Source organism: Acinetobacter sp. WU_MDCI_Abxb74 (assembly GCF_025513915.1).
Lineage (GTDB): Bacteria > Pseudomonadota > Gammaproteobacteria > Pseudomonadales > Moraxellaceae > Acinetobacter > Acinetobacter calcoaceticus_C.
In genome coordinates this window covers 269,404-294,718 of the sequence record NZ_JAHPRP010000001.1, presented here as the reverse complement: position 1 = coordinate 294,718, position 25,315 = coordinate 269,404, and the positions used below count along the sequence as shown (strand labels likewise).

The 25,315-nt window shown below is 38.4% G+C and carries 27 protein-coding genes; 16 read left to right on the top strand and 11 right to left on the bottom strand.

Going from position 1 to position 25,315, the window contains the following annotated elements:
- Window positions 1-23 precede the first annotated feature (23 nt).
- The 5 genes from KTH84_RS01380 to KTH84_RS01360 all read right to left on the bottom strand — a co-directional run bounded on the left by KTH84_RS01380 (window position 24) and on the right by KTH84_RS01360 (window position 4,590).
- Window positions 24-767, bottom strand: coding sequence for an amino acid ABC transporter ATP-binding protein (locus tag KTH84_RS01380; RefSeq protein WP_042896581.1), 744 nt, complete (start codon window positions 765-767; stop codon window positions 24-26).
- Window positions 768-780: 13 nt separating this feature from the next.
- Window positions 781-1,458 (bottom strand): amino acid ABC transporter permease, encoded by a 678-nt coding sequence (locus KTH84_RS01375; RefSeq protein WP_133973950.1) that lies wholly within the window; start codon window positions 1,456-1,458, stop codon window positions 781-783.
- Between the two features lie 2 nt (window positions 1,459-1,460).
- A complete protein-coding gene (locus KTH84_RS01370) occupies window positions 1,461-2,303 on the bottom strand; it encodes an amino acid ABC transporter permease (RefSeq protein ID WP_133973952.1) in 843 nt (280 codons plus the stop codon).
- A 92-nt stretch (window positions 2,304-2,395) separates the two neighbouring features.
- On the bottom strand, window positions 2,396-3,289 hold the full coding sequence (locus KTH84_RS01365; protein WP_262471708.1) for an amino acid ABC transporter substrate-binding protein: 894 nt from the start codon (window positions 3,287-3,289) through the stop codon (window positions 2,396-2,398).
- A 536-nt stretch (window positions 3,290-3,825) separates the two neighbouring features.
- Window positions 3,826-4,590 carry a glutathione S-transferase family protein gene (locus tag KTH84_RS01360; protein ID WP_042896583.1) on the bottom strand — a complete coding sequence of 255 codons (765 nt, stop codon included), beginning with the start codon at window positions 4,588-4,590 and terminating at the stop codon, window positions 3,826-3,828.
- 344 nt (window positions 4,591-4,934) lie between these two features.
- Here KTH84_RS01360 and KTH84_RS01355 point away from each other — a divergent pair, with 344 nt between their 5' ends.
- The 8 genes from KTH84_RS01355 to ychF all read left to right on the top strand — a co-directional run bounded on the left by KTH84_RS01355 (window position 4,935) and on the right by ychF (window position 13,417).
- Window positions 4,935-6,170: an SfnB family sulfur acquisition oxidoreductase gene (locus KTH84_RS01355; protein ID WP_133973956.1), complete on the top strand. Its 1,236-nt coding sequence runs from the start codon at window positions 4,935-4,937 to the stop codon at window positions 6,168-6,170.
- A gap of 12 nt (window positions 6,171-6,182) precedes the next feature.
- Entirely contained in the window at window positions 6,183-7,406 is a 1,224-nt protein-coding gene (locus tag KTH84_RS01350; RefSeq protein ID WP_262471707.1) for an SfnB family sulfur acquisition oxidoreductase, read from the top strand.
- Window positions 7,406-8,818, top strand: a complete 1,413-nt coding sequence (locus tag KTH84_RS01345; RefSeq protein WP_262471706.1) for an LLM class flavin-dependent oxidoreductase — start codon at window positions 7,406-7,408, stop codon at window positions 8,816-8,818. Before KTH84_RS01350 ends, KTH84_RS01345 begins: the two co-directional genes overlap by 1 nt.
- Before the next feature lie 14 nt (window positions 8,819-8,832).
- Window positions 8,833-9,663 carry a MetQ/NlpA family ABC transporter substrate-binding protein gene (locus tag KTH84_RS01340; RefSeq protein ID WP_202742304.1) on the top strand — a complete coding sequence of 277 codons (831 nt, stop codon included), beginning with the start codon at window positions 8,833-8,835 and terminating at the stop codon, window positions 9,661-9,663.
- 13 nt (window positions 9,664-9,676) lie between these two features.
- Window positions 9,677-10,510, top strand: a complete 834-nt coding sequence (locus KTH84_RS01335) for a MetQ/NlpA family ABC transporter substrate-binding protein (RefSeq protein ID WP_262471705.1) — start codon at window positions 9,677-9,679, stop codon at window positions 10,508-10,510.
- 5 nt (window positions 10,511-10,515) lie between these two features.
- Complete coding sequence (locus KTH84_RS01330) at window positions 10,516-11,592, top strand: methionine ABC transporter ATP-binding protein (RefSeq protein WP_262471704.1); 1,077 nt, start codon at window positions 10,516-10,518, stop codon at window positions 11,590-11,592.
- Window positions 11,573-12,232, top strand: coding sequence for a methionine ABC transporter permease (locus tag KTH84_RS01325; RefSeq protein WP_262471703.1), 660 nt, complete (start codon window positions 11,573-11,575; stop codon window positions 12,230-12,232). Before KTH84_RS01330 ends, KTH84_RS01325 begins: the two co-directional genes overlap by 20 nt.
- Before the next feature lie 93 nt (window positions 12,233-12,325).
- Complete coding sequence (gene ychF, locus KTH84_RS01320) at window positions 12,326-13,417, top strand: redox-regulated ATPase YchF (protein WP_005047532.1); 1,092 nt, start codon at window positions 12,326-12,328, stop codon at window positions 13,415-13,417.
- A gap of 56 nt (window positions 13,418-13,473) precedes the next feature.
- On the opposite strand, the gene KTH84_RS01315 is transcribed toward ychF, so the two are convergent.
- Complete coding sequence (locus KTH84_RS01315; RefSeq protein ID WP_262471702.1) at window positions 13,474-13,995, bottom strand: DUF962 domain-containing protein; 522 nt, start codon at window positions 13,993-13,995, stop codon at window positions 13,474-13,476.
- 92 nt (window positions 13,996-14,087) lie between these two features.
- Here KTH84_RS01315 and KTH84_RS01310 point away from each other — a divergent pair, with 92 nt between their 5' ends.
- Complete coding sequence (locus tag KTH84_RS01310; protein WP_262471701.1) at window positions 14,088-14,795, top strand: Crp/Fnr family transcriptional regulator; 708 nt, start codon at window positions 14,088-14,090, stop codon at window positions 14,793-14,795.
- Window positions 14,796-14,966: 171 nt separating this feature from the next.
- Window positions 14,967-15,263 carry a hypothetical protein gene (locus KTH84_RS01305; protein WP_042896593.1) on the top strand — a complete coding sequence of 99 codons (297 nt, stop codon included), beginning with the start codon at window positions 14,967-14,969 and terminating at the stop codon, window positions 15,261-15,263.
- A 73-nt stretch (window positions 15,264-15,336) separates the two neighbouring features.
- Here the strand turns inward: KTH84_RS01305 and KTH84_RS01300 are convergent, their stop codons facing one another.
- Complete coding sequence (locus tag KTH84_RS01300; RefSeq protein ID WP_197730905.1) at window positions 15,337-15,807, bottom strand: hypothetical protein; 471 nt, start codon at window positions 15,805-15,807, stop codon at window positions 15,337-15,339.
- A 121-nt stretch (window positions 15,808-15,928) separates the two neighbouring features.
- On the opposite strand from KTH84_RS01300, the gene KTH84_RS01295 reads away from it, so the two are divergent.
- From KTH84_RS01295 to dapC, 6 genes are all read left to right on the top strand, one after another.
- Window positions 15,929-16,651, top strand: coding sequence for an AzlC family ABC transporter permease (locus tag KTH84_RS01295; RefSeq protein WP_133976322.1), 723 nt, complete (start codon window positions 15,929-15,931; stop codon window positions 16,649-16,651).
- Between the two features lies 1 nt (window position 16,652).
- Window positions 16,653-16,994 (top strand): L-valine transporter subunit YgaH, encoded by a 342-nt coding sequence (ygaH, locus tag KTH84_RS01290; protein WP_133973976.1) that lies wholly within the window; start codon window positions 16,653-16,655, stop codon window positions 16,992-16,994.
- A gap of 122 nt (window positions 16,995-17,116) precedes the next feature.
- Window positions 17,117-17,506: a tautomerase family protein gene (locus KTH84_RS01285; RefSeq protein ID WP_133973978.1), complete on the top strand. Its 390-nt coding sequence runs from the start codon at window positions 17,117-17,119 to the stop codon at window positions 17,504-17,506.
- Window positions 17,507-17,608: 102 nt separating this feature from the next.
- Window positions 17,609-18,826 carry a formate-dependent phosphoribosylglycinamide formyltransferase gene (gene purT, locus KTH84_RS01280; protein WP_262471700.1) on the top strand — a complete coding sequence of 406 codons (1,218 nt, stop codon included), beginning with the start codon at window positions 17,609-17,611 and terminating at the stop codon, window positions 18,824-18,826.
- Window positions 18,827-18,853: 27 nt separating this feature from the next.
- Window positions 18,854-21,517: a [protein-PII] uridylyltransferase gene (gene glnD / locus KTH84_RS01275; RefSeq protein ID WP_262471699.1), complete on the top strand. Its 2,664-nt coding sequence runs from the start codon at window positions 18,854-18,856 to the stop codon at window positions 21,515-21,517.
- Between the two features lie 25 nt (window positions 21,518-21,542).
- On the top strand, window positions 21,543-22,712 hold the full coding sequence (gene dapC, locus KTH84_RS01270; protein ID WP_262472466.1) for a succinyldiaminopimelate transaminase: 1,170 nt from the start codon (window positions 21,543-21,545) through the stop codon (window positions 22,710-22,712).
- A 50-nt stretch (window positions 22,713-22,762) separates the two neighbouring features.
- On the opposite strand, the gene KTH84_RS01265 is transcribed toward dapC, so the two are convergent.
- The 4 genes from KTH84_RS01265 to msrB all read right to left on the bottom strand — a co-directional run bounded on the left by KTH84_RS01265 (window position 22,763) and on the right by msrB (window position 25,206).
- The gene (locus tag KTH84_RS01265) at window positions 22,763-23,395 is read right to left on the bottom strand and encodes a LysE family translocator (protein ID WP_262471698.1); all 633 of its coding nucleotides are present in this window, start codon (window positions 23,393-23,395) and stop codon (window positions 22,763-22,765) included.
- A gap of 64 nt (window positions 23,396-23,459) precedes the next feature.
- Window positions 23,460-24,296 (bottom strand): AraC family transcriptional regulator, encoded by an 837-nt coding sequence (locus KTH84_RS01260; protein WP_262471697.1) that lies wholly within the window; start codon window positions 24,294-24,296, stop codon window positions 23,460-23,462.
- Between the two features lie 8 nt (window positions 24,297-24,304).
- Complete coding sequence (locus tag KTH84_RS01255; protein ID WP_003651303.1) at window positions 24,305-24,790, bottom strand: glutathione peroxidase; 486 nt, start codon at window positions 24,788-24,790, stop codon at window positions 24,305-24,307.
- On the bottom strand, window positions 24,787-25,206 hold the full coding sequence (gene msrB, locus KTH84_RS01250; protein WP_005041267.1) for a peptide-methionine (R)-S-oxide reductase MsrB: 420 nt from the start codon (window positions 25,204-25,206) through the stop codon (window positions 24,787-24,789). The genes KTH84_RS01255 and msrB overlap by 4 nt, the downstream gene beginning before the upstream one ends.
- Between the last annotated feature and the right edge of the window lie 109 nt (window positions 25,207-25,315).

Sequence of the window (25,315 nt, the reverse complement as noted above, 5' to 3'; positions counted from 1 at the left end):
AAGGCTCTTTTTTATTAGCGGTATTAATGCATGGCTTGAATTTTTTCTAAGAAAAGCTTCGCACGCTCGTGACGAGCATCTAAATTATCAAAAAATTCATGCGTTGGGCAATCTTCTAAAATCTTACCTTCATCCATAAAAATTAAACGGTTAGATACTCTTTTAGCAAAACCCATTTCATGGGTAACACACATCATGGTCATACCTTCATGTGCAAGTTGTACCATCACTTCAAGTACTTCACCGACCATTTCTGGGTCAAGTGCAGAAGTTGGTTCATCAAACAACATACAGATTGGGTCCATGGACAAGCCACGCGCAATCGCTACACGTTGCTGCTGTCCACCAGACAATTGCCCCGGAAACTTATCTTTATGCGCAAGCAAACCTACACGCTCTAAATATTTCAGACCTTTTGCGCGAGCGTCAGCAACTGAACGCTTTAACACTTTAACTTGAGCAATTGTTAAATTTTCCAAAACAGTCATGTGTGGAAAAAGTTCAAAGTGCTGAAAGACCATTCCCACTCGTGAACGGAATTTAGCCAGATCCGTTTTTGGATCCTTCAGAGAAACACCATCAACAATAATGTCACCTTGTTGAAATGGTTCTAACGCATTTACTGTTTTAATGAGTGTTGATTTTCCTGAACCAGACGGTCCGCAAACAACAACGACATCACCTTTTTCAATACTCGTCGTGCAATCTGTTAAAACCTGAAAATCACCATACCATTTAGAGATATGTTGGATGTCTATCATTGGCATTTAAAATCTCCAATTAGCGAATGATGGCAATTTTTTGCTGTAAGCGTTTGACTAATTGCGACAGCACAAACGAACTACAGAAGTACACTACAGCGACGATTAAATAGAATGTTGCTTTCGTTTCAGGACCATAAGTATTCGCCAATGTATCTGCACGACCTAAAAAGTCTGGGGCACTAATTACATAAACTAATGAGATATCCTGAAATAAAATAATTGTTTGAGTTAATAATACTGGGAGCATGTTACGAAAAGCTTGAGGTAAAACTACGTAACGCATTGATTGACCATAGGTAAAACCTAGCGCGTAACCTGCATTTACCTGACCTCTTGAAATAGACTGAATGCCTGAACGTACAATTTCCGAGAAAAATGCAGCCTCAAAAATAGCAAAAGTCACAACACTCGAAAACAACGGTCCCCAATATGTATCAGATTGAAACTCAAATATTTTCGGCAACAAAAAGTAGAAAATAAAGATGACCTGAATCAATGGAATACCACGAAACAGATCGACATAAAATTTTGCGAAATTACTTGCGATGGCATTGCTAGACAAACGCATCATTGCCAATGGGGTTCCGATCAGGATACCACCCATCATCGCCAATACAGTCACAGTAAGGGTAAAAACGAAACCTTCTTTGAGTGCCGCGATCACATCAGGATTCTGTAATAAAGAAAAATCCATAATTACTTCCCTCCCGAACCTAAGCCAGGTACAGCCATTCGTTTCTCAATCCATGCCATGATAAATTTAATGCTATAAGTAATAATTAAATAAACAGGTGTAGAGAGAATAAGAATAATGATGTCCTGAGAAGTTTCTTCCCGCATAGTTTTTGTATAAGCGAAGAAGTTCAAGACACTCAGAGCATATAAAACAGCCGAGTTTTTGAAAACGTTCATTGCTTCAGAAGTAATCGTTGGCCACACAGTACGATATGCAACAGGTAAAATGACATAACGATAGCTTTGTGCAGTGGTAAAGCCTACTGCGGAAGCAGCAAATTTTTGTCCTGTTGAAACGGTATTAATTCCGGCACGTATATGTTCAGATACACGTGCAGCAGTGTAGAGACCTAATGCAAAAACACCAATAACAGCGGGTTGCTGATTCAGAATGTTTTTCCACCATCCACCTGCAACTACATCCCCACTACCAGCGCTTAAGCTATCTGGTAAAAATTCCGGAAAAACAAAAGCCCAGAAAAATAGCTGCACAATAAGCGGAATATTACGGAAGATTTCAACGTAACAATTGCCAATAAATGCGAGAGGTTTGTTGGGTAACGTACGAATTACCCCAAGGAGAGAACCTAATAAAAATGCGATAAGAAAGGCTATAACCGCTGTCCAAACCATAGTAAAGACGCCTGAGCCTAACATTTGTAACCATGTGGGCGCTTCTGAATAAGCATTGTAGCTTGTGCTACCAATCGCTTTACAGACTGATTCTGCCCATGCGGCTTTATCGACACCATATTCATTAGACTCCGCACAGAATATAGTCCAGTTTAGTGAGCCGACTGACATGTTTGCCCCTTAATGAATATCTTTAGAAAAATAGACCACTTGTGCAAGTAAGCTTTAACTTGCACAAGTAAATTTAGGACAAAAAGATCTTATTAGATCCCTGCATCTGTTGGACGAGCTTTTAATTTTTTATAAGATGAACTTTGTGGCATGTTCAAATTTGTATTTTTTGGTGGAATTGGTGACAAGAACCACTTTTTATATAAAGCGTCCATTTGTCCGGTTTTCCATAAATTATTTACAGTGCGGTCAGCAATCGCTTTAAATTTCGGATCATCTTTAGCAACCATAATTCCGTATGGTTCTGATGAAAGTACTGGACCAACAATTGCAAAAGATTTAGGGGTTGAAGACTTGGCAACTAAGCCCGCTAAAATATTATCATCCATTACAAATGCAGCCGCACGACCTGATGCCATCATGGCAAAAGAATCTGCATGATCTTTACCATAGATATTTTGAACATTGATCGCTTGACCTTTTTCATTCATCTTAATGTATTTATCAGATGTTGTACCTTGAGTTGTAACAACGGCCTTACCGTTTAAATCTCCCAAACTTTTAATGCCAGAAGTCGCTTTAACTGCCATACGTACTTCAGTTGCATAGTAGTTCGTTGAAAAGCCAACTTGTTGCTGACGTTGTTTAGAGTTAGTAGTTGTACCACACTCCATATCAATATTACCTGCTAAAAGTTCAGGAATACGTGTTGATGAAGTTACTGCCTTGTATTCAACTTTTAGCCCAGGCATTTTCAATTCTTTTTTAATGTCATTTGCAAACTGGTTACAGATATCGACTGCATAACCTACTGGTTTACCTGCAACAACATATGAAATTGGGTCAGAGGATTCTCGGTGGCCAATTACGATTTTTCCGGTACTTTTAATTTTAGCTAATGTATCTGCTGCCTGAATTTGAGAAGTAGCACCAACCGTACAAAGCATGAATGTTGAAACAATGAGAGAGGTTGCAGAACGTTTCATAAGAACTCCTTGATGATCATTCTCTCTATTTATCTATAGAATCATTCATATAGAGCAATAGAGTGATTTATTATTAAATTGCAATTATCGCGCCAACTTTTCCAAGTAGGACACATCCATTTGCTTCACTTATTTTATTCAGTCTGTTTTGCAGAGTTAATACCTTTAAAACTGCTAACATGTTTCTACTTTAATCTATGTTTTAATCTTCTGTCTATTATTAAGCTCATCTATTTACACTTAAATGTGGCAATTATTGATTACAATGTAAACACATGCACAATAAAGTGGCTTAACTTCAGCTAAAAACTGTTTTTAGAAAAATTTTATTTTATGAAAAACCATAAAAATTAATTTTATTAAAGATTTAGCAATACAATAAATTCACTTTGTAAAAAGCAACTTAAACATCAAAATAATATATACAAATGGTTTAATAAAAATCATTTAGTAAATTGATAGTAATATTTAGTTAAATGAGTGAACTTAGAAATATTACAAAAATGCCCCGAGAAAATCAGGGCATTTTATAAAGTTTAAATTCCTCGCCAATCTACGCGAGCATTTCTTTCAGTTTGATATATTCTTAAAACATATTGCCCTAGAGGTAAATCAAGTAAATATTTTTGATAATTACCCCATTCTGTAGAAACTTCTTCTGCCTCTTCTCGCTCCCACGGCGTACCTTTTACCTCTAAAAGTGGTGCAAGCATTGAACAGACAGAAATATCGGCAAGACTTAATCGATCTCCGACCATATAACGCGCTTGATTTTCTATTAGATATTGGTTTAGTTCATTTATGAGTTCGTCCATGCGCTCTTTGGACTGGCTCACTAACTCCTCTTCAAGCTTATAGTTCTTCTTAACTAAAGTCTTAAGGAAAGGTTTTGATATTTTTTCAAACTGACGTAAATAACCTTGTTCACCCATCATAATTTCTAAAGCATGGTCTCCTTGGGCTAAATTATGTGCTAATGCCCAACGGCGCACATGTATACCTAACTCATCAGCCAAACTATCAATTTTAAGGGTTTGTTGTCTAAGTTGCTCATCACGGCGTAAAAGCACGTGTTCTGGGTAGGTATCATCCAGATAAAGTGCAATTTTGGTTGATTCAGCGATCCATTGATGATCATCTTTCAAAATTGGCAGTAAATTTTGTCCCGTTTTGAGTTGTGCGAAAGCACGATGAAACCCAGGAATCAAGTTATGAGCCACATAATCAAGTTCTTTATGGTCTAACAACCAGCGAGCTTTTTCACAATAATGGGACAAAGGAAACTGATACAAAACCCGCATAAAATCTCCACGTTTATTTTTATTTGACTATTTGTACAAAAATGGTCGATGGTAAGTAGATACTTTAAAAGCTATTTTTATTTAAAACAATGGATATTGTGCTCATTTTTGCTGACAGTTAAGTCTATTGTTTTTATATCTTTTTTTACCGTGCTTATTGCTCTTTTTCATATTAAAATTAATTTTATTATTAATTTTTTGCATAAAAACAATAACCAATTGATTTATAAAAGTTTTTAATATACTTATTTCTTCATTAAAAATCTAAAAAAATGCTTTGCACTTTATTTCATAAGCTGAGCATAAGTCCTCGTTTAGTGGAAAAATATTTCTTTTGTAAGGTAGTGACAGCAATACAAGGTGTCATTATGTCTAATTCTCTATCTAAAACGACGGCATACGTCCAAGTCATTCAAAATGATCAACAAGCCATTAATGCCGCTTATCAAGTGGCGGATTATGCTTTAGAGGGTCGTAATACACGTGATCAACAACGCTTATTACCTCATGAGCAAATCGAAAGCTTTAGCCAAAAAGGCTTAGGCGGAATTCGCATTGCAAAAAAATATGGCGGTGCTTTTGTTTCCAATAAAACCTTGGCACAAGTTTTCCGTATTTTAAGTAAAGGCGATGCGAACGTTGGTCAAATTCCACAAAATCAGATTAGCCTTTTAAACCTGATCGAAATCATGGGCACAGAACAACAAAAACAATTTATCTTTTCAGAAATATTAGCAGGAAAACGTCTTGCTAACGGTGGCCCAGAACGTAATACACATGACTCAAAAACTTTAGAAACCACACTTAAAATTGAAAATGGCAAATATATTTTAAATGGCGAAAAATTTTATTCGACTGGAACAAGTTTTGCTCACTGGCTTGCAATTAAGGCCGTTCATCCTGAAGGCCATGTCGTTTTAGTGATTGTGAATCGAGATACCCAAGGCATTGAAGTTATTAATGACTGGAATGGTTTTGGTCAGCGTACAACTGCGAGCGGCACAGTTAAATTAAATGATGTTGAAGTTAATCCTGAACTTATTTTTGATGAACGCTTATTAACACAAGCCCCAACCTATCGTGGTGCCTACTCACAATTATTACAGGTTGCCATTGATGTAGGCATTGCAGAAGCCGCTTTTGAAGATACCTTATCAACCATTCATAAAGCACGCCCGATTATTGATGCAAAAGTTGAAAAAGCCAGTTTTGAACATTACACCCTGCAAGAGGTGGGTAAGTTAAATATTCTGCTTGATGCTGCAATTTTATTGCTTGACGAAGCTGCTGAATATTTAGATGAACTTGACCAACTTCAAAATGTGACTGATGAACAAACAGCAAAAGCATCTATTTTAGTTGCTGAAGCGAAAGTCTATGCCAATGATGCTGCTCTACAAATCTCTGAAAAATTACTGGAACTTGGGGGAAGTCGCTCAAGTTTAAGCCAGCACAATTTAGATCAACATTGGCGAAATGCCCGTGTGCATACGTTACACGACCCTGTTCGCTGGAAATTACATGCCATTGGCAATTATTACCTGAATGGTCATTTCCCTGCCCGACACGCGTGGATTTAAGGAGAAATTGTCATGACTTCATATCAATCGGTTCAAACTAAACAAACATCGGCATCAAACCAAGCACAGATTATTCAAAATGATGCTGAAGCTTTAGAAGTTGCAAAACAATTTGCTGAGCAATTTAAAAAAACCGCAGTAGAACGCGATACAAAGCGAATTTTACCGTATACCGAAATTGATGCCTTAAGCCAGTCTGGGCTATGGGCAATTACAGTACCCAAGCAATATGGCGGTGCCGAAGTTTCAAGTCATACCGTTGCTAAAGTAATTGCGCTTTTAAGCGGTGCAGATGGTTCAATTGGACAAATTCCACAAAACCATTTCTATGCTTTGGAAGTATTACGCAATATGGGAACAGAAGCTCAAAAACAACGCTTATATGGCGAAGTGTTAAATGGTACTCGCTTTGGTAATGCACTTGCTGAGTTTAAAACTAAAACTTCAACCCATAAACAAACCAATATCCGTCCTCACGAAAATGGATATTTGATTCAGGGCGAAAAGTTTTACTGCACGGGAAGCTTATTTGCTCACCGTATTCCAACTCTAGTTTTAGACGATGCAGGACGAGAATATCTGGCATTTGTGAAAAGTGGTTCGCAAGGACTAAAACTTGTAGATGACTGGTCTGGTTTTGGGCAGAAAACCACAGGCAGCGGTACAGTCAAATTCGATCAGGTTTTTGTAGATGCAGATGATGTCATTCCTTTTGATACTGCATTTTTACAACCGACCTTAGTGGGTCCATTTGCCCAAATTATGCATGCGTCTATTGAGGTAGGCATTGCACGTGCAGCTTTTGAAGAAAGCTTGCAAAGAGTACATCAAGCTCGCCCGTGGATTGATTCACAAGTTGCAACGGCAAACCTAGATCCTTTAACGATTTATGAATTAGGACGCATTGCTGTAGATGTACGAGCAAGTGAAGTTTTATTAAAACAAGCTGCTCAATCAATTGATGCCGCAAAAATTGAAACTACACCTGAAAGTATTGCGAAAGCATCCATCGATGTTGCCAAAGTACGTGCTCATAGTAGCGATATCGCACTAAAAGCATCTTCAAAGCTGATTGAACTTGCTGGAAGCCGTGGTAGTCAAGCACAAGATGGTCTAGACCGTTTTTGGCGAAATGCACGCGTACATACGTTGCATGATGCTGCACGATGGAAATATTACTTTATTGGGAACTATGTCCTGAATGGTGTTCTACCACCTCGTCGGGGGACATTGTGATGACTGATTTTAAAGCTAAAGAAATTTTGCTGAATGCCTTTGATATGAACTGTGTTGGACATATCAATCATGGCTTATGGACACATCCACGTGATGAGTCACACCGTTTTAATGAACTCAGCTATTGGACTGAACAAGCCAAAACTTTAGAAAGTGGCCTGTTCGATGGTCTATTTATTGCCGATATTACCGGCGTATATGACGTCTATCAAAACGGTATTGATCTCACTTTAAAAGAGTCCATTCAGCTTCCGAGCCATGACCCTTCCACACTCATTTCAGCTATGGCGGCAGTCACTCAAAACTTGAGTTTCGGTGTGACTGTTAACTTGAGCTATGAGCATCCTTATCAATTTGCTCGTCGCTTTGCGAGTCTTGACCATTTAACTCAAGGCCGTATTGGCTGGAATATCGTTACAGGTTATCTAGATAGTGCAGAACGCCTAATTGGTCAAAAAGGTTTAAAAGACCACGATGCCCGTTATGAACAAGCCGAAGAGTTTTTAGAGCTTTGCTATAAATATTGGGAAGGCTCATGGGAAAACGACGCAGTTAAAAAAGATAAAGCACAGCGTGTTTTTACAGATCCATCCAAAGTGCACACCATTCACCACCACGGAAAATATTACCAGAGTGAAGGTGTGTTTCAGGTGTCTCCTTCCGTGCAACGCACCCCAACACTGTTTCAAGCGGGTGCGTCACCAAAAGGTATGCAGTTTGCGACTCGTCATGCCGAATGTGTATTTATTGGTGGTGACAAACCTGAAAAAATCCGTGAACAAGTGAAAAAGATTCGCGCTCTTGCCGAACAACAAGGGCGTGCAGGTGATGACATTAAAGTCTTTGTCGGCATAACTGTTGTTGTTGCCGAAACACATGACTTAGCTGTACAGAAACTTAATGAATATCGTCAGTACGCAAGCCCTGAAGCAGGCTTAGCTCATTATGCGAGTTCAACAGGTATTGACCTAAGTAAATTTGCCGACGATGAAGCGATTCCTTACCAGAAAAGTAACAGCATTGTTTCCATTACCGAAAAATTTAAAGAACAGCAAATCACTAAAAATGACTTAAAAGCTCAGCATGTTTTGGGTGGTCGTTATCCACTCATTGTGGGTAGTGGCGAAGAAGTTACAGAATACTTAATTCATCTTTTAGATGAAACCGATATTGATGGCTTTAATTTGACGCGTACTGTTGCACCTGAGTCTCACCACGACTTTATTCGTTTAGTTATTCCTGAACTACAACAACGTGGCCGCTATAAAACTGCATATAAAACGGGTTCACTACGGAACAAAATCTTTAATCGGGGTGATCAACTACCAAAACAGCACCCTGTTCAAGCGTTCCGATGTAGTCCCTATAACAACAGCAAAAACTTAACAAAAATTGAAGAAATAACTACTTAAATTTGGAGATAGACATGGCTCAAACAGCCTCTAAAAAATGGCTAGGCGTAGGCTTAGTCGTTGTGGTCCTTTTTGTTGCTTTATTCTTTTGGAATAAACACCGTCAAAGTGGCTCAAATGAACTTGTAATTGGCATTAGCCCACCATTTGCAAAAACTTTACAAGCTGCTGCCGATGAGGCAAAGCAACAGGGTTTAAATGTAAAATTGGTAGAATTTTCTGACTGGAACACACCAAACATTACCTTAAATCATGGGGATATTGATGCGAACTTTTTCCAGCATCAACCTTTCTTAGACAATGCAATTAAAGAAACAGGCTTTAAATTAAAGGCATTTGCAGTGGGTGCAGCATCACATGTCGGACTTTATTCAAAGAAATATAAAAGCTTTGATGAATTGCCACAAAACGCACGTGTAGTCATTCCAAATGACCCAGTGAACCAAGGTCGTGCCCTACTACTCTTACAGCAAGCTAAATTAATTACGCTTAAAGATTCAAACAATCATTTATCTGCACTCAAAGATGTTGTTTCAAACCCTAAAAATTTGCAATTCGTAGAGGTTGAAGGACCACAAACTGCACGTGCAATTGATGATGCTGACTTGGCTTTTGGCTATCCACATTACTTACGTTTAGCAAAAACAGCTGACCCTGAAAGTGCACTTTTACTTGATGACAATACGAATAAACGTTATGCCATTTTGTTTGTAGTGCGTGATGACTATCAGGACAAGGGCGATAAGTTAAAGAAATTTGTTGATATTTATCAAAACTCTCCAAAAGTTAAAGCTGTCTTAGACGCTGAGATTGGGCCTACGCTTTGGTTCCCAGGCTGGAAGTAATAACGGAAAAATTATGGCTATTCAGTTCAAACAGCATAAGCCTTGGTTACTTGGAATTACGATTTTAATCGTGATTCTGGGTCTCGTCGGTTATCGCTATATTAAAAATAAGCAAGCTGATGATGTTCTAACAATTGGCATTAGCCCGCCTTATGCTGAGCTATTACAAAGCGTTGCCAATGAAGTAGAAAAACAAGGTGTTCATGTCAAACTCGTTGAGTTTTCTGATTGGCGAGCACCAAATGTTGCCGTACAAAACGGCGATATTGACGCAAACTTTTTCCAGCAGAGCGTTTTTTTAGGCAATGCTGTTAAAGAAACAGGTTATGACTTACATGCATTTGCTGTCGGTACTGGAAGTCATGTGGGTCTATATTCAAAAAAATATAAATCGCTTGAAGACTTACCTGCAAAAGCACGCGTTGCTATTCCAAATGATCCGGTCAATTTAGCTCGCGCTTTAATTCTGTTGGACCGTGCTGGCTTAATTCAGCTTAAAGATAGCAACAATGAACTTTCAACAACCCAAGACATTATTGCCAATCCTAAACAGTTGAGTTTTATTGAAGTTGAAGGTCCCCAAACAGCACATGCATATAACGATGTCGATTTAATTTTCGGCTTCCCTCACTACTTAAAAATGGCAAAGGTAACCGACCCGCATAGCGCATTATTTTTAGATCCAATCGATAAAAAATATGCAATTTTGTTTGTCACCCGTCGCGATTACCAAGATAAAAACCAAAAACTTACAACCTTTGTTAAAGCTTTCCAGAACTCAAAACAAGCACAGAATATTCTGGATAAAGACTTTGGCCAAGGTATGTGGTTTCAAGGCTGGAAATAAGGAGAATGACGATGGTGAGTTTTGGATCACAAGTTGATTTTTCTCTACCCCATATCAAAATTCGTGGTTTAAATAAGTTTTACCAATCACAAGGTCAAAAACTGCATGCTTTAAAAGAGATTAACCTTGATGTTCCCCAAGGTAAAATTTTAGGCATTATTGGTAAAAGCGGTGCAGGAAAATCTTCCTTACTTCGCACTTTAAATGGCTTGGAACAAGTGAATACTGGCAGTATTCATATTCATCAACAAAACATTGCTGAATTGAGTCATGCCGAGCTCATTCAAACCCGTCAACGAATTGGAATGATTTTTCAGCATTTCAATTTGATGTCGGCAAAAACAGTTTGGGAAAATGTGGCTTTGCCCCTAAAAGTTTCCAATTACAACAAAGCAGATATCGACCAACGTGTAAATGAAGTTTTGGCTTTAGTCGGACTGTCTGATAAATCTGGCTATTATCCTTCACAACTTTCTGGTGGGCAAAAGCAACGTGTTGGCATTGCACGAGCACTGGTTCACCACCCTGAAATTTTACTGTGCGATGAAGCAACTTCAGCGCTTGATCCAGAAAGTACCGCCACTATTTTGGCTTTACTTAAAAAGATTAATCAGGAATTGGGCTTAACCATTGTATTAATCACTCACGAAATGCAGGTCATTCGAGAAATTTGTGATCAAGTCGTGGTCATTGATCAAGGGGAAATTGTTGAGGCTGGACAGGTTTGGTCCGTGTTTTCACGACCAGAGCAACCCATTACTCAAGAGCTACTTAATCTTGAACAAATCACGCTACCTTTTAAAATCAGTCCTCTACCCGATGAAGATTCGACTCATATTATTGTAAAACTTAAATATGAGGCTGAAGCACATCAAGTTCCAGATATTCAAGAATTACTTTCTAGGTTTAAAGCACCCGTCAATTTATATCAAAGTCAGGTCGACACGATTCAAGGGCATATTATTGGCTCACTTTTAGTCGGTATCCCTAATGTAGAAATTGATATTTCATCCATACAACAAGATGCATTAACTGCAATTGCACAATTTGAGGTACTTGGCTATGCACGACCAGCTCATTGATCTATTAATTACTGGAACTGTAGATACCTTACTTATGGTGGGCGCATCTGCATTGATTGCATTTTTAATTGGCTTACCTATTGCTGTTGTTTTAGTCAGCACTTCTGAGCATGGCATTCACCCATCACAAAAGATTAATCATGCATTGGGTTGGGTCATCAACATTACTCGCTCTGTACCTTTTCTTATTTTAATGGTGGCCCTTATTCCACTTACTCGCTGGATTGTGGGTACCAGTTATGGCGTTTGGGCAGCCGTTGTTCCGCTGACGATTGCGGCAATTCCCTTCTTTGCGCGTATTGCAGAAGTCAGCTTACGTGAAGTCGATCAAGGCTTAATTGAAGCGGCTCAAGCAATGGGTTGTAACCGCAAACAAATTATTTGGCATGTACTCTTACCAGAAGCTCTACCGGGTATTGTGGCAGGCTTTACTGTGACTATTGTGACCATGATTAACTCCTCTGCCATTGCTGGTGCTATTGGTGCTGGTGGCTTAGGAGATATAGCTTATCGTTATGGTTATCAACGTTTTGATATGCAAATTATGTTAGCTGTCATTTTTGTATTAATTGTTTTGGTGATGTTAATACAAGCAACAGGCGATGCATTAGCCCAGCAACTTGATAAACGTAAAGTTTAAACTCAACAGAACCCTGCTCTAGCCATGACTTTGTCATGGCTTTCATGTAAAATCAGCGACAATTTTTAATTTACACATTTGTGAGTGGTTTTCATGGGTTTTAATTGCGGTATTGTTGGTCTGCCAAACGTAGGGAAATCTACCCTTTTCAATGCATTAACGAAAGCAGCAATTGCAGCGGAAAACTTCCCTTTCTGTACCATTGAACCGAACACAGGTATTGTTCCTGTACCAGATCCACGTCTAGACAAACTTGCTGCGATTGTTAAACCGCAACGTATTTTGCCAACTACAATGGAATTTGTAGATATTGCAGGTCTTGTTGCTGGTGCATCAAAAGGTGAAGGCTTGGGTAACCAATTCCTTGCTAACATCCGTGAAACTGATGCAATTGCTCATGTTGTACGTTGTTTCGAAGATGAAAACGTTATTCACGTAAATGGCAAAATTGATCCATTAGATGACATCGCGACCATCAATACTGAACTTGCACTTGCAGACCTTGAAACTGTTGCTAAAGCAATTTTACGTTTAACTAAAGTCGCTAAAGGCGGTGACAAAGAAGCTGTTGCAACTAAAGCTGTTTTAGAAAAAATCCAACCTTTACTAGATGAAGGTAAACCAGCACGCGCGGCTGATTTGTCTGATGACGAACGTAAATTAGTTCGTGGTTTTGGTTTAATGACTTTAAAACCAACAATGTATATTGCAAACGTTGCTGAAGACGGTTTTGAAAATAATCCGCATTTAGATGCAGTAAAAAAACTTGCTGCTGAAGAAAACGCAATTGTTGTTCCTCTTTGCAACCAAATTGAAGCTGAAATTTCATTATTAGAAGATGAAGACCGTGCTGAGTTCCTAGAAGCAATGGGCATGGAAGAACCTGGTTTAAATGTGGTTATCCGTGCAGGCTATGCACTTTTAGGTTTACAGACTTATTTCACTGCTGGCGTACAAGAAGTACGTGCATGGACTGTAAAAGTTGGTGCAACCGCTCCTCAAGCAGCTGGTGTTATTCATACTGATTTCGAAAAAGGTTTTATCCGTGCTGAAGTTGTTGCATATGATGACTTTGTACAATTCAATGGTGAAAACGGCGCTAAAGAAGCTGGTAAATGGCGTTTAGAAGGTAAAACTTACATCGTTCAAGATGGCGATGTAATGCACTTCCGTTTTAACGTTTAAGTTTAAAGTTTAAAGTTTAAGAAAAAAGCCCCAATATATTGGGGCTTTTTTTATTATTAATGGCTAAGATCCATCATGTCTCTTTTACTACGTGCTTCTTTCAAAATTCGCTCATGCAATGGCTTTCTAAAACCCAGCATAAATATAAATTCTGCCAACACAAATAACGGCCCTATCGCAAGTCCTATTACATCATCCACAAAAGCTGGTTTTTTCTTTTCGAAATAATGCCCAACAAACTGAAAGACCCACCCCACCACAAAGAAACCAACGCTTGCTGCTAACCATTCTCCCCAAGATAATTGGGCAATCTGGCTCGCCAGTGGATACACAGCGGCTAAAAGAACCAGCATAAGCAAACCAAATATTTTATCTAAAATAAAATAATAAATCGTACTCGCTGCAATCAGCACCATGGCTAAAGTAATTTTAAAACTACCAATATCGATTCCTGCTCTTGCTGTTAAACATAAAATTGAAAATACGATGAGTGGAATACCAATAAAATGCGTCAAAATATTTTTATGATTTAAATGATAAGCCGCATATTTGCTAAGCTGTTGCTCCAGATTCGACATAAGTTATTCCCTATTCATCAACATATAGTCATACTGTACAAATAAGGAAAACTTAAAGTTGTCAGCTATTTGACAAAGTAATGATTTTTTTCATGGATGGCCGAATATTGGACCTTATTTATATTAATCGATTGAAAGAAAACACATGGTTTAGTGTGCTTCCAGAAGCATTCCAAAACTTTATTCTAGAACATGGTAAACAAAGAACCTTTGAAAAAAATAGTTATGTTTTTCGTGCCCAAGATGTGTTTGATGGTATTTATACCGTGCTTGAAGGTTCAATTAGCTTAGGTTATGTCGATGTAAATGGTAATGAAGCACTTTCTGCTATTGCTGAGCCGATTATGTGGTTTGGTGAAATATCCCTCATTGACCATGAACCGCGCTCACACGATGCAATTGCTTTGAAAAAAAGTACGGTTCTGCATATTCCTGCGAAGCCCTTAAATGAGCTACTCAAAGAAAATCCTTATTATTGGTACTATTTTGCGCGTTTAACGAGCCAAAAACTTAGATACGTTTTTTTAGAACAGATTGCTATCCAAACACGCAGTATTTCTCAAAGACTTGCTCAGCGTCTTCTATTTATTTTAGAGGGTTATGGCAATCATATTCTCATTCAAGATCATCATATTCATATTTCTCAAGAACAATTGGCAAATATGCTGACCACATCTAGACAGACAATCAATCATGAACTGAGCCTGCTTGAAAAACAAAAAATCATCAAAATTGCTTTTAGAAAAATTGAGATTTTAGATATTGAGCAATTGAAAGTAATTGCTCAAGCTCATGCATAATTTTTGTAAAGGCGACCATATAACAAAAACTTAAAACTAAATTAAAAAAATAGATAACACTGCAAAACAACACATTGTTCAAACTCTATTTCACAAAATAAATGTTTTAAAGCAGATATTTTCATCTTAAACTCAAGCTAAGCAATAATACTCAACAAGGCGCTGATTAACATGAAAAAATTATCAACAATTCTTACAGCCGGCGTATTGGCTATGTTAAGTGTTTCGGCATTTGCATGTCCAAAAGGAACTCAATTACAAGGTGGTACAGGACCAAATCATAAAGGCGGAAAATGTGTTGCTGCACACGGCAAAGCAACTGCTAAAAAAGAAGTAGTAAAAGCAAAACAAGATGTCAAAAAAGATATGACTGAACAAAAGCATGAAGCAATGATGAAATCTATGCATGCTCAGCATGATGCAAATCAAATGAAACATGACGCGATGAAACCAGCAACAAAACCTTAATTAACATTCACTCATTATCATTTAAAAGTAAAAAAGCGAGATTGATCATCTCGCTTTTTATATTTACAAGTTTTTATTTTGGAGAGGTATTGCCAAGATTAGGGTTATCAATTGCATCCTTACACTGGGCTTTATCACGCTCATAATCAGCTTGCTTCTGAGCAACTGAATTATTATTTTCTAATGTTTCACGCGCCCATACATCTAAACTGGTTAATGCTTTACGGCAAAGCGCATATTTCCCTTCCGTAACCGAGTCAGTCATTTTCACATTAATACGCCAGTCCGTACTTAATTGACGTAGAGGTTTACGAACGTTGTCATTAATTTGACTGAGCTGCTTTTCATAAACCAAATGCTCAACCGTATTAATTAGTGTCCATGCTTTTTGAGCATAAACAGTTGCATCATTAGTTAGTTTCGGTGCTGGCTTAATTTCTACTTTTTTTTCTGCATCTTGATGACCATTGTCACAGCCCTGCAATGTAAAAATACCTGCACTCAACATGGCGATATAAACTAAACGAATCTTAGCGTTGAACATAGCAAACTGCCGATTAAACATTTCGGCACTATGCTATTAAATTCAGCTACAATACTCAATCTTTCAAGTATTTTTATCATTTGGTTTATTGCCAAGGTGTATCGTGTCCAAACAACAATTGATGGCTGATCAAACGGCAACTTTTTGGCAAGGCGCTAAAGATAGTCAAGCTATCGTACTTACCTATTTGCCCGTTTCTTTTGCTTTTGGTGTTTCTGCATCTCAGTTTGGTTTTACCCCATGGGAAGCTTTTTTCCTATCTTGTTCAATGTATGCCGGAGCCAGCCAGTTCTTGGTTGTAGCCCTTTTAGCCAGCGGTTCATCGATTTGGTTAACTGCATTAACAGTCATTGCACTTGATATTCGTCATGTGCTTTATGGGCCAGCGCTATATAACCTTATTCCGAACAAATTAAATCTTAAAAAAACGGCGGTTTGGGCTTGGGGCTTAACCGATGAAGTTTTTGCGAGTGGGATGATCCAACTTTCGCAACGTCGTCAACAATGGTCCGAGTCTTGGATGTTAGGTCTAAGCCTATTTAGCTGGATAGCTTGGGCAAGCGGCTCTTTACTAGGCGGATTATTTGCAGATCAGGTCACTCATCTGCCAAAATTTTTACAAGCAGCATTAGACTTCTTACTTCCAGCTTTATTTTTGAGTTTTTTATTAGCTGCGTTTGAACGCAAACATAGCCTTGTAGTCGCTGTATCTTTAGTCGTTTCAGCTTTAGCCTGCTATTGGATTAACTTATCTGCGGCTATTTTTATTGGTATTCTTTCAGGCATTTTAGCAGGCTTGTTTAAACATTATGTATTAAGACAGCAAGAAGAGGTCGAAGTTTAAAATGAACTTAGAGATTATTCTGGTAGGTATAATTGTCGGTATTGCTAATTTCACCTCACGTTTTGGACCATTCTTTGTTATACAAAAGCTACAAGGTACACAGCAAAGACGCGGTTCAGTCTGGTTAAAAATTGCTTTGGGTTGTATTGGTATATCTGCAATTAGCGCCATGCTTGTGGTAGCAACACTTCCACCGCTGCTTGAAAATCCAGATAAAAGTTTAGCAATGCTTATCGGCTTTTTGGTTTTAGCAGGTCTTTATTTTAAATTTAAAAAAATTGTTCCAGCAACATTAACCGCCGCAATTGTGTATGGCCTGATCTATACTTACTTACCTTTATAAATAGATAAACTTATTTTCCTTATATAAAATAACTCACAGCCAGAGGGGTTGAGACTTCTGGTGTAAAAACTAATTTTTGAATTGATTAAAAAGATAACTTCATCTACTTAATAGAGATAAAAATGTCACAAGTTAAAATTTACGCAAATGAACGAACCATTATGCAGTATCGAGAACTACTTTCTCATGCTATTCATCAAGCCCTCATTGAAGAGTTGAAATATCCGGTTGAGAAAAGATTTCAGCGTTTTATCAGCCTTAAACCTGGAAATTTTATCTATCCTTCTGATCGTAGCCAACACTACATTATTCTTGAACTTTCAATGTTTGCGGGACGTAGCCCAGCTACTAAGAAACAACTCATTCAAACTTTATTTCGCAATATTGAAGAACAATGCAAAATAGCACCTCAAGATATTGAAATTACGATTTTTGAAACCCCTAAAGAGAATTGGGGTATACGCGGTAAAAATGCTGACGAGCTACTTTTAAATTACCAAGTTAATATCTAAAAAGTACATTTTTAATTGTCCGACAAAATTACTTTTTTTATGCATGATAAGGCTTAACTCCACCATAAGTTCTGCTATGCTTAAAAAAATAATTTTGTCAGGATGATTCGCATGAGCGTGACACTCGGTACCCCACTTCAATCTTCTGCATTCAAAGTTTTATTGTTAGGTTCAGGAGAGCTTGGCAAAGAAGTTGTAATTTCCTTACAACGCCTTGGTGTAGAAGTACATGCAGCCGACCGTTATGATCATGCGCCAGCCATGCAAGTTGCACATTTTTCTTATGTGTTAAATATGGCTGATCCTATTCAATTAAAACAGCTCATCGAAAAAATTAAACCGAATTTAATTGTTCCCGAAATCGAAGCCATCGCTACAGAAGTTCTCGTTGAAATTGAAGCGAGCCAAACTGCAACGGTTATTCCTTCTGCTAAAGCGGTAAACCTGACAATGAATCGTGAAGGTATTCGTCGTCTTGCTGCTGAAGAGCTTGGTTTACCTACCTCTGCTTACCGATTTGCCGACTCACTAGAAAGCTTCCGCGCCGCTTCTGATGATATTGGTTATCCAAACTTTGTAAAACCGGTAATGTCATCTTCAGGTAAAGGCCAATCTCGTGTAAAAAGCTTCGATGAAGTCGATGCTGCTTGGGAATATGCGATGCAAGGTGGTCGTGTTAACCAAGGTACGGTCATCATTGAATCTCAAATTGATTTTGATTTTGAAATTACATTACTTACCGTTCGTGCTAAAAACCCTGAAACTGGTGAAATCGAAACTCACTACTGCGACCCAATTGGTCACCGTCAAGATGCAGGTGATTATGTAGAAAGCTGGCAGCCCCAACCTATGACAGCTGCTGCACTTGAAGAAGCAAAACGTATTGCGAATAAAGTTACGACAGCACTAGGGGGCTGTGGTATTTTTGGTGTAGAGCTGTTTATTAAAGGCGATAAAGTCTGGTTCAGTGAAGTATCACCTCGCCCACATGATACAGGTCTAGTGACTCTAGCATCGCAATTTCAAAGCGAATTTGAACTGCATGCTCGTGCAATTTTAGGATTACCAGTGAGCACAGCTCGCCATAGTGTTGCTGCTAGCGCAGTTATTTATGCTGGTGTAGATGCCAACAACTTAAGCTATAGCGGCTTAAATACGGCATTAACTAATCCAAATACCGACCTACGCCTGTTTGGCAAACCAGAAGGTTTCAAACGACGTCGTATGGGTGTGGCAACTGCTCGTGCAGAAAATACTGATCTTGCCCGCACTTTAGCGAAAGAAACCGCTGATCAAGTAAGCGTAAAAACCAACTCTTAATATTTACTTATTGGTAGACCCATTTTCATGATCAATACATCGCCATTGCTGAACTACGTTACAAGCCATCATGATATTAAAGCCATTAATCAATGGCGAACAGATGTAGAAAAGCAATTGCAGGATTCATATGAAAATGGGCAATCTATTCGGGAAGTCATTAAAGCACGCTCAGATTTAGTTGACGAAGCACTGATCTTTTTATGGAGACATGCTGAACTCGACCAGACTGATCTAGGTCTTTTTGCTGTAGGTGGTTATGGGCGCCGTGAAATGCTGCCCTATTCCGATGTTGATATCATGATTTTGTCAGAACATGAAATTAACGAAGAAAATGAAAAGCGTATTTCTACATTTATTTCCTCTTTATGGGATGTTGGCAATTTCAAACCCGGAATTAGCGTTCGTACTATTCAAAGCTGTGTTGAACAGGCAGCGACAGATCTAACCGTCGCAACTACACTCATTGAAGCACGTCTAATTACAGGTAATAGTCAACTTGCAAAATGGCCGCGTCGTATTGTTTCGCAAACGTGGACAGACAAAACCTTTTATGATGCAAAAATGGCTGAACAAGCTAAGCGTTACCACCAACACAACAATACTGAAAGCAATTTAGAACCCGATATTAAAAATGCACCAGGTGGCATTCGTGATATTAACCAGATTGGCTGGATCGCCAAGCGTCATTTCCGCGTAAACCGTATTTATGACTTAGTGCATTTAGGTTTTATTTCAGAGTTTGAATTAACAGTTTTAGAAGAAGCTGAAAGTTTTCTTTGGGAAATTCGTCATCATTTACACCGCTTAGCGAAACGTGATGAAAACCGTCTTCTGTTCGATCATCAAAGAGAAATCGCGGCTCAATTTGGCTATGTCCGTCAAGAAGGTCAGCCTGTAAATTACGGTGTCGAGCAGTTCATGAAACGCTACTACCGTACTGCTCAGCAGGTTTCTACCCTCAATGAAATGTTGTTGGCGTATTTTAGCGAATCGGTCATTACTCCGCGCTTACCCAATTACGAACGTAAAATTGAAGAAGTTAATAATCATTTTAAAATCGTTGATAACAAGCTTGCCGTACAGCACCACAAAATATTCGCAGAACACCCAAGTGCTATTTTAGAATTATTCTATATTTTGGCTAATCGACCAGATATTGAAGGCATTCGCGCTCGTACTTTACGCTTACTTATTCTTGCTGCAAAACGTATTAATCAAAATTATCGAGATAATCCTGAACATCAAGCGCTGTTTATGTCGATTATTCGCTCACCCTATCGTCTATACGATACTTTGGTGGCGATGAAACGCTATGGTGTTTTAGGAAACTATATTCCGGCGTTTGGTCAAATTATGGGTCTTATGCAATATGACCTATTCCACATCTATACAGTCGATGCTCACACATTATTATTGCTGCGCAACTTAAACCGTTTTAAAGAACCTGAGTTTGCGAAAGAGTTCCCTGTTGTAAGCTCTGTTTTCCAACGTCTTGCACGTCAAGATATTGTATTTATCGCTGCATTATTTCATGACATTGCTAAAGGCCGCGGTGGAGACCATAGTGAACTCGGTGCAGAAGATGCTATCGAATTTGGACGTGCGCATGGCTTTACAGAGCGTGAATGTAAATTAATTGCATGGCTCATCCACAACCATTTGCTCATGTCACTGACTGCTCAGAAAAAGGATATTTCCGACCCAGATGTGGTTAAAGATTTTGCTGAAAAACTTGGCGATATGGAACATCTTGATTATCTATATACCTTAACGGTTGCAGATATTAATGCGACAAATCCAAAACTGTGGAACACATGGCGTGCCTCACTTATGCGTCAACTTTATACGCATGCCCGTGATGTCATTCGTACAGGTTTAAGTCGCCCTGTTGACTATCAAATGCTGATTGAAGACACCAAATTTGCAGCAAGTGAATTACTGGTAAATAACTTCTCATTAGCAGACGTCGAAAAAGTATGGCAAGAACTGGGTGATGAATACTTCATTAAAGAATCGGCAGATGAAATTGCATGGCACACTCAAGCAATTTTGAAACACGGCGATAATCCAGAGCCATTAGTACTGTTGCGTGCTCACCGTAAAGCTGCCCAAGATGCAGTGCAAATCTTTATATATACACGTGACCAACCCAACCTTTTTGCCACCACTGTTGCAGTTTTGGACAAAATGAATTTAGACGTTCAAGATGCAAAAATTATCACGGCAAGTACAGCATTTAGCTTAGACACCTATGTTGTACTTGATCGTTTCGGGACATTACTGACCGACCCTGAACGCGAAGAAACCGTTAAAACTGCATTAGTGAAAGCGCTTAGTCAGCCAGATCAATACCCAGGACTTATGCAACGCCGTATTCCACGTCAACTACGTCATTTTGATATTGAAAATACAGTCGACGTTACATTGAATGAAGCGTTACAGCAAAACATGGTCGAAATTTCAACACTTGATCACCCTGGCCTACTTGCACGTGTGGGTGGTTTATTTATGATGCAAGGTTTAGACATCCATTCAGCTAGAATCGCAACTTTAGGTGAACGTGCAGAAGATATTTTCTTTGTCACGAAAAAAGATGGAAAGCCGTTAAATAATGAAGAGGTCAAACTCTTCTCGGAAAAGCTTAAAGCTGCATTAGATGAAGCATCTAATCAAATTTGTCAGCACTGAAACTCAACTAATTGGTAACTGTTTAATGAACTCTAGCTTGTCGTTATTGCACCCGTATCCATTTGAAAAGTTAAACCAGCTTTTTAAGGATATCACTCCTGCTCATCTTCCATTGATTCCACTATCAATTGGTGAACCTAAGCATCCAGCACCAGAGTTTGTTAAACAGGCAATTATTGATAACTTTAACCATCTATCAACTTATCCAAATAGTAAGGGTTTGCCAGAGCTTCGCCAAAGTATTGCAGAGTGGTTAACCAAACGCTTCAAACTCAATAGCATTAGTGCAGAAAACCATATTTTGCCAGTGTCTGGTACTCGTGAAGGAATTTTCTCATTTGTTCAGGCGCTCATTAACCGTGAAGACGCACCGTATGTGGTCATGCCGAATCCGTTTTATCAAATTTATGAAGGTGCAGCTCTACTGGCTGGTGCAAAACCCTATTTCATAAATTGCACAGAAGAAAATGGCTATTTAGGTGATTTTGATGCTGTGCCCGCAGAAGTATGGGAAAAAACAGCCCTTCTTTTTGTATGTACACCGGGCAACCCAACAGGTACTGTGCTTTCTAAAGAGCAATTCAAAAAGTTAATTGCCTTATCTGATCAATATAATTTTGTTATTGCTTCTGACGAATGCTATTCAGAGCTTTGGTTCGATCAAGCACCTACAGGCTTATTAGAAGTTTGTGCAGAACTTGGTCGTGATGACTATAAAAACTGTGTCGTATTCCATTCACTTTCTAAACGCTCAAACTTACCGGGTTTACGCTCAGGTTTTGTAGCGGGTGATGCAGAATTATTAAAACCATATTTGCAGTACCGTACTTATCATGGTGCAGCAATGCCTGTTCAACATCAGCTTGCATCAATTGCAGCATGGAATGACGAAAGCCATGTTGAAGAAAATCGTAAGCAATATCGTGCAAAATTTGATTTATTCCAAACTGAACTCGGTCACTTATTACCTCTGCAAAAACCAGATGCTGGTTTTTATTATTGGTTAAAAGTTGATAACGACGAAACTTTTGCCAAGATGTTAATGGAAAAAGCACATATTAAAGTTTTACCGGGACGTTACCTATCTCGTGATACCGAACAAGGTAACCCTGGGGAAAATCATGTACGTATGGCTTTAGTCGCCGATTTAGCGCAATGTGAAGAAGTAGTTAAGCGTTTAAAAGCAATTCTCTAAGCATAAGTAACTTGTACAGCCTTTAGTAATATTAAAGGCTGTACACTACATTAACTATAAACAACCAGTAGTACTGCGAAAAATATAAAAGCGAGACTAGAACAATAATATAAGCCTATCGCTGAACGTTTAATCTGTTCTAGAACTCGATTTTGAAGCAATAGATGAACCAACAGTAAGTTCCAAACAAGTACCATCGCAGTCATCCACGTGCTGATTAGCAATTTTTGAACCAGACTAAATTGATGCTGAATGAGCAACATTAAGCTACTATAAAACATAATATTTTTAGGATTAAGAAGACTAGATTGTATTCCTAACATTAAACTTTTAATTTTAATCTGGTGTTGTGGTTCTTGATTTATTAAGCCATTTTCTTCAACCGCGAAAGTTAAGTTGTCAGAACGAGCAGCCTTAAAACAAAGATAACTTAAATAAGCTAAATACCCTGCTCCAAGCCATTTAAGTACTAAAAGAATGTTCGTACTTAAATTTCCAAGCAACATAAATCCAAACAGACAAGCCATTAAAATTAAGGCATTACCCAAAGTAATTCCTACAATGACGCCATACGTATAGCGCGAGCCTTTTTGTAAAAGGCTGGTCAAAATAAGAAAGAAATCAGGTCCCGGAGATAACAAAGCTAAAAAGTGAGTAAAGGCGATAACTAAAAAAGCTTCCATAACGGTTTCATCTGTAAAACAATATGGAATATCTTAAAAATAGAGATAAATAATTTCTTGTAAATTATTGCGCGGCAGCAAGTTGGAACTGTCGAGGAGTGATTCCTGTATGGGCTTTGAAAGCTTTATGAAAATGGCTCTGATCACTAAAGCCTAAATTTACAGCCAGCTCTGCGAGTGGAATGCCTTGCTTTAATTGTGCTCTGGCCTGATTAATCTTTAAATTAATTTGAAATGCATGCGGTGTTAAACCAACATTGGCTTTAAACAGACGAATGATTGCATATCGACTAAGGCCCACCTGTTGGGCAAGCTCTTCTAAAGAAATAAATCGTTCGGATGATTTAATAATATGTATTAAGTCCAAAAAGCTTTCATACAAATATTGAGTTTTCTGTATTTCTTCTAATATAAAATGAGGTAATAACAACTGTGTAAGACAATAGATAAGCGACTGTTCTTTTTCAAAAATCAACTTTTGTGAATCAAATAGAGTCTCATTCATATCAGAAAAAGCCTGATATAAATTTTCATCTTTAATAATGAGAGGTCTATGCTGGGGCAAATTTAAATCAAAGCCCTCTTTTTGAAATTCGGCGTACCATTGATTAAGCCAAGATATATCCAGATGCAGCATCTGGTAACTCCAAGCCTGATCAGGCAGCGGGTTACAAGAATGTTCAATGTGAGCTGGCACAATGACTAACGTACCAGCAGAAATCTTTTGTGCTGTACCAAATGAGCTTTGAAAAACGCTATTCCCTTCGTCTATAGCTCCAATTGAAAATGTTGGATGACTATGAGATTTATAACATGTTCGGCTAAAACAAGATCTTCTAGTTTCAACATAAGGCATTCGCTCATCTTGCCAAAACTCAAAAGCTTGGGGAATAGCGTTCATTCAATTCATTAACTTGCTAATGCTTTTTCAATATCAGCTTCTAAAGCTTCTGGTTTAGTCGTAGGTGCATAGCGGTTGAGCACAGCGCCATCTCTTCCCACCAAAAATTTGGTAAAGTTCCATTTAATCGTGCTACTGCCTAAAATACCTTTAGCTTCACGTGTTAAATATCTAAAAATCACGTGGGCTTCCGGTCCTTTTACATCCACTTTTGCAAACATCGGGAATTTCACCCCATAGTTGCGCTGACAAAAAGTACCGATTTCTTTATTATTGCCTGGATCTTGCCCCCCAAACTGGTTGCAGGGAAAACCTAAAACTTCCAAGCCTTGATCTTTATATTTCTCATAAAGTTTTTCAAGGCCCGCAAACTGTGGTGTAAAGCCACATTTACTTGCGGTATTTACAATTAGTAAAACTTTACCTTTGTAATCAGCTAATTGCTTAACTTCGCCCTCTAACAGTTCAGCTTCAAACTGATAAATATTACTCATGGATAGGTTTCCTCATCATTTTTTTCTTGTGATTTCAGTTGTAATGATGCCGAGTTTACACAATAGCGCAAACCAGTCGGCTGTGGTCCATCTTCAAAAACATGCCCTAAATGGGCTTCGCAATCATGACAAACAATTTCTGTTCTGACCATACCATGCGATAAATCGTCATGTTCTTCAATTGCAGTAGCCTCAATCGGTTTAAAGAAGCTAGGCCAACCACAACCACTGTCATATTTAGTATCTGATGAGAACAATTCTGCGCCGCAGCAACGGCAGACATAGGTACCATGTTGCTTAGTATTCCAGTATTGCCCCGTAAATGCAGGTTCAGTGCCCTTTTGTCGTGTGATCCGATACTCTTCTGGTGATAACTCTCTTTGCCATTCCCGGTCTGTTTTATTGACTTTTCCCATGACATGCACCTTTTATTCTGATGTAAACATTTCTGATGATTGAGTTTTATATTTACGCCATTCATCACAAAAACACTAGTCTCTGAACGTAAAATTTGTTGGAATTTAA

Excerpts from the sequence above, each read along its gene's own strand:
- KTH84_RS01380 (WP_042896581.1), bottom strand. The coding sequence starts at position 767 with ATGCCAATGATAGACATCCAACATATCTCTAAATGGTATGGTGATTTT.
- KTH84_RS01375 (WP_133973950.1), bottom strand. The coding sequence starts at position 1,458 with ATGGATTTTTCTTTATTACAGAATCCTGATGTGATCGCGGCACTCAAA.
- KTH84_RS01370 (WP_133973952.1), bottom strand. The coding sequence starts at position 2,303 with ATGTCAGTCGGCTCACTAAACTGGACTATATTCTGTGCGGAGTCTAAT.
- KTH84_RS01365 (WP_262471708.1), bottom strand. The coding sequence starts at position 3,289 with ATGAAACGTTCTGCAACCTCTCTCATTGTTTCAACATTCATGCTTTGT.
- KTH84_RS01360 (WP_042896583.1), bottom strand. The coding sequence starts at position 4,590 with ATGCGGGTTTTGTATCAGTTTCCTTTGTCCCATTATTGTGAAAAAGCT.
- KTH84_RS01350 (WP_262471707.1), top strand. The coding sequence starts at position 6,183 with ATGACTTCATATCAATCGGTTCAAACTAAACAAACATCGGCATCAAAC.
- KTH84_RS01345 (WP_262471706.1), top strand. The coding sequence starts at position 7,406 with ATGACTGATTTTAAAGCTAAAGAAATTTTGCTGAATGCCTTTGATATG.
- KTH84_RS01340 (WP_202742304.1), top strand. The coding sequence starts at position 8,833 with ATGGCTCAAACAGCCTCTAAAAAATGGCTAGGCGTAGGCTTAGTCGTT.
- KTH84_RS01335 (WP_262471705.1), top strand. The coding sequence starts at position 9,677 with ATGGCTATTCAGTTCAAACAGCATAAGCCTTGGTTACTTGGAATTACG.
- KTH84_RS01330 (WP_262471704.1), top strand. The coding sequence starts at position 10,516 with ATGACGATGGTGAGTTTTGGATCACAAGTTGATTTTTCTCTACCCCAT.
- KTH84_RS01325 (WP_262471703.1), top strand. The coding sequence starts at position 11,573 with ATGCACGACCAGCTCATTGATCTATTAATTACTGGAACTGTAGATACC.
- ychF (WP_005047532.1), top strand. The coding sequence starts at position 12,326 with ATGGGTTTTAATTGCGGTATTGTTGGTCTGCCAAACGTAGGGAAATCT.
- KTH84_RS01315 (WP_262471702.1), bottom strand. The coding sequence starts at position 13,995 with ATGTCGAATCTGGAGCAACAGCTTAGCAAATATGCGGCTTATCATTTA.
- KTH84_RS01310 (WP_262471701.1), top strand. The coding sequence starts at position 14,088 with ATGGATGGCCGAATATTGGACCTTATTTATATTAATCGATTGAAAGAA.
- KTH84_RS01305 (WP_042896593.1), top strand. The coding sequence starts at position 14,967 with ATGAAAAAATTATCAACAATTCTTACAGCCGGCGTATTGGCTATGTTA.
- KTH84_RS01300 (WP_197730905.1), bottom strand. The coding sequence starts at position 15,807 with ATGTTCAACGCTAAGATTCGTTTAGTTTATATCGCCATGTTGAGTGCA.
- KTH84_RS01295 (WP_133976322.1), top strand. The coding sequence starts at position 15,929 with ATGGCTGATCAAACGGCAACTTTTTGGCAAGGCGCTAAAGATAGTCAA.
- ygaH (WP_133973976.1), top strand. The coding sequence starts at position 16,653 with ATGAACTTAGAGATTATTCTGGTAGGTATAATTGTCGGTATTGCTAAT.
- KTH84_RS01285 (WP_133973978.1), top strand. The coding sequence starts at position 17,117 with ATGTCACAAGTTAAAATTTACGCAAATGAACGAACCATTATGCAGTAT.
- purT (WP_262471700.1), top strand. The coding sequence starts at position 17,609 with ATGATTCGCATGAGCGTGACACTCGGTACCCCACTTCAATCTTCTGCA.
- glnD (WP_262471699.1), top strand. The coding sequence starts at position 18,854 with ATGATCAATACATCGCCATTGCTGAACTACGTTACAAGCCATCATGAT.
- dapC (WP_262472466.1), top strand. The coding sequence starts at position 21,543 with ATGAACTCTAGCTTGTCGTTATTGCACCCGTATCCATTTGAAAAGTTA.
- KTH84_RS01265 (WP_262471698.1), bottom strand. The coding sequence starts at position 23,395 with ATGGAAGCTTTTTTAGTTATCGCCTTTACTCACTTTTTAGCTTTGTTA.
- KTH84_RS01260 (WP_262471697.1), bottom strand. The coding sequence starts at position 24,296 with ATGAACGCTATTCCCCAAGCTTTTGAGTTTTGGCAAGATGAGCGAATG.
- KTH84_RS01255 (WP_003651303.1), bottom strand. The coding sequence starts at position 24,790 with ATGAGTAATATTTATCAGTTTGAAGCTGAACTGTTAGAGGGCGAAGTT.
- msrB (WP_005041267.1), bottom strand. The coding sequence starts at position 25,206 with ATGGGAAAAGTCAATAAAACAGACCGGGAATGGCAAAGAGAGTTATCA.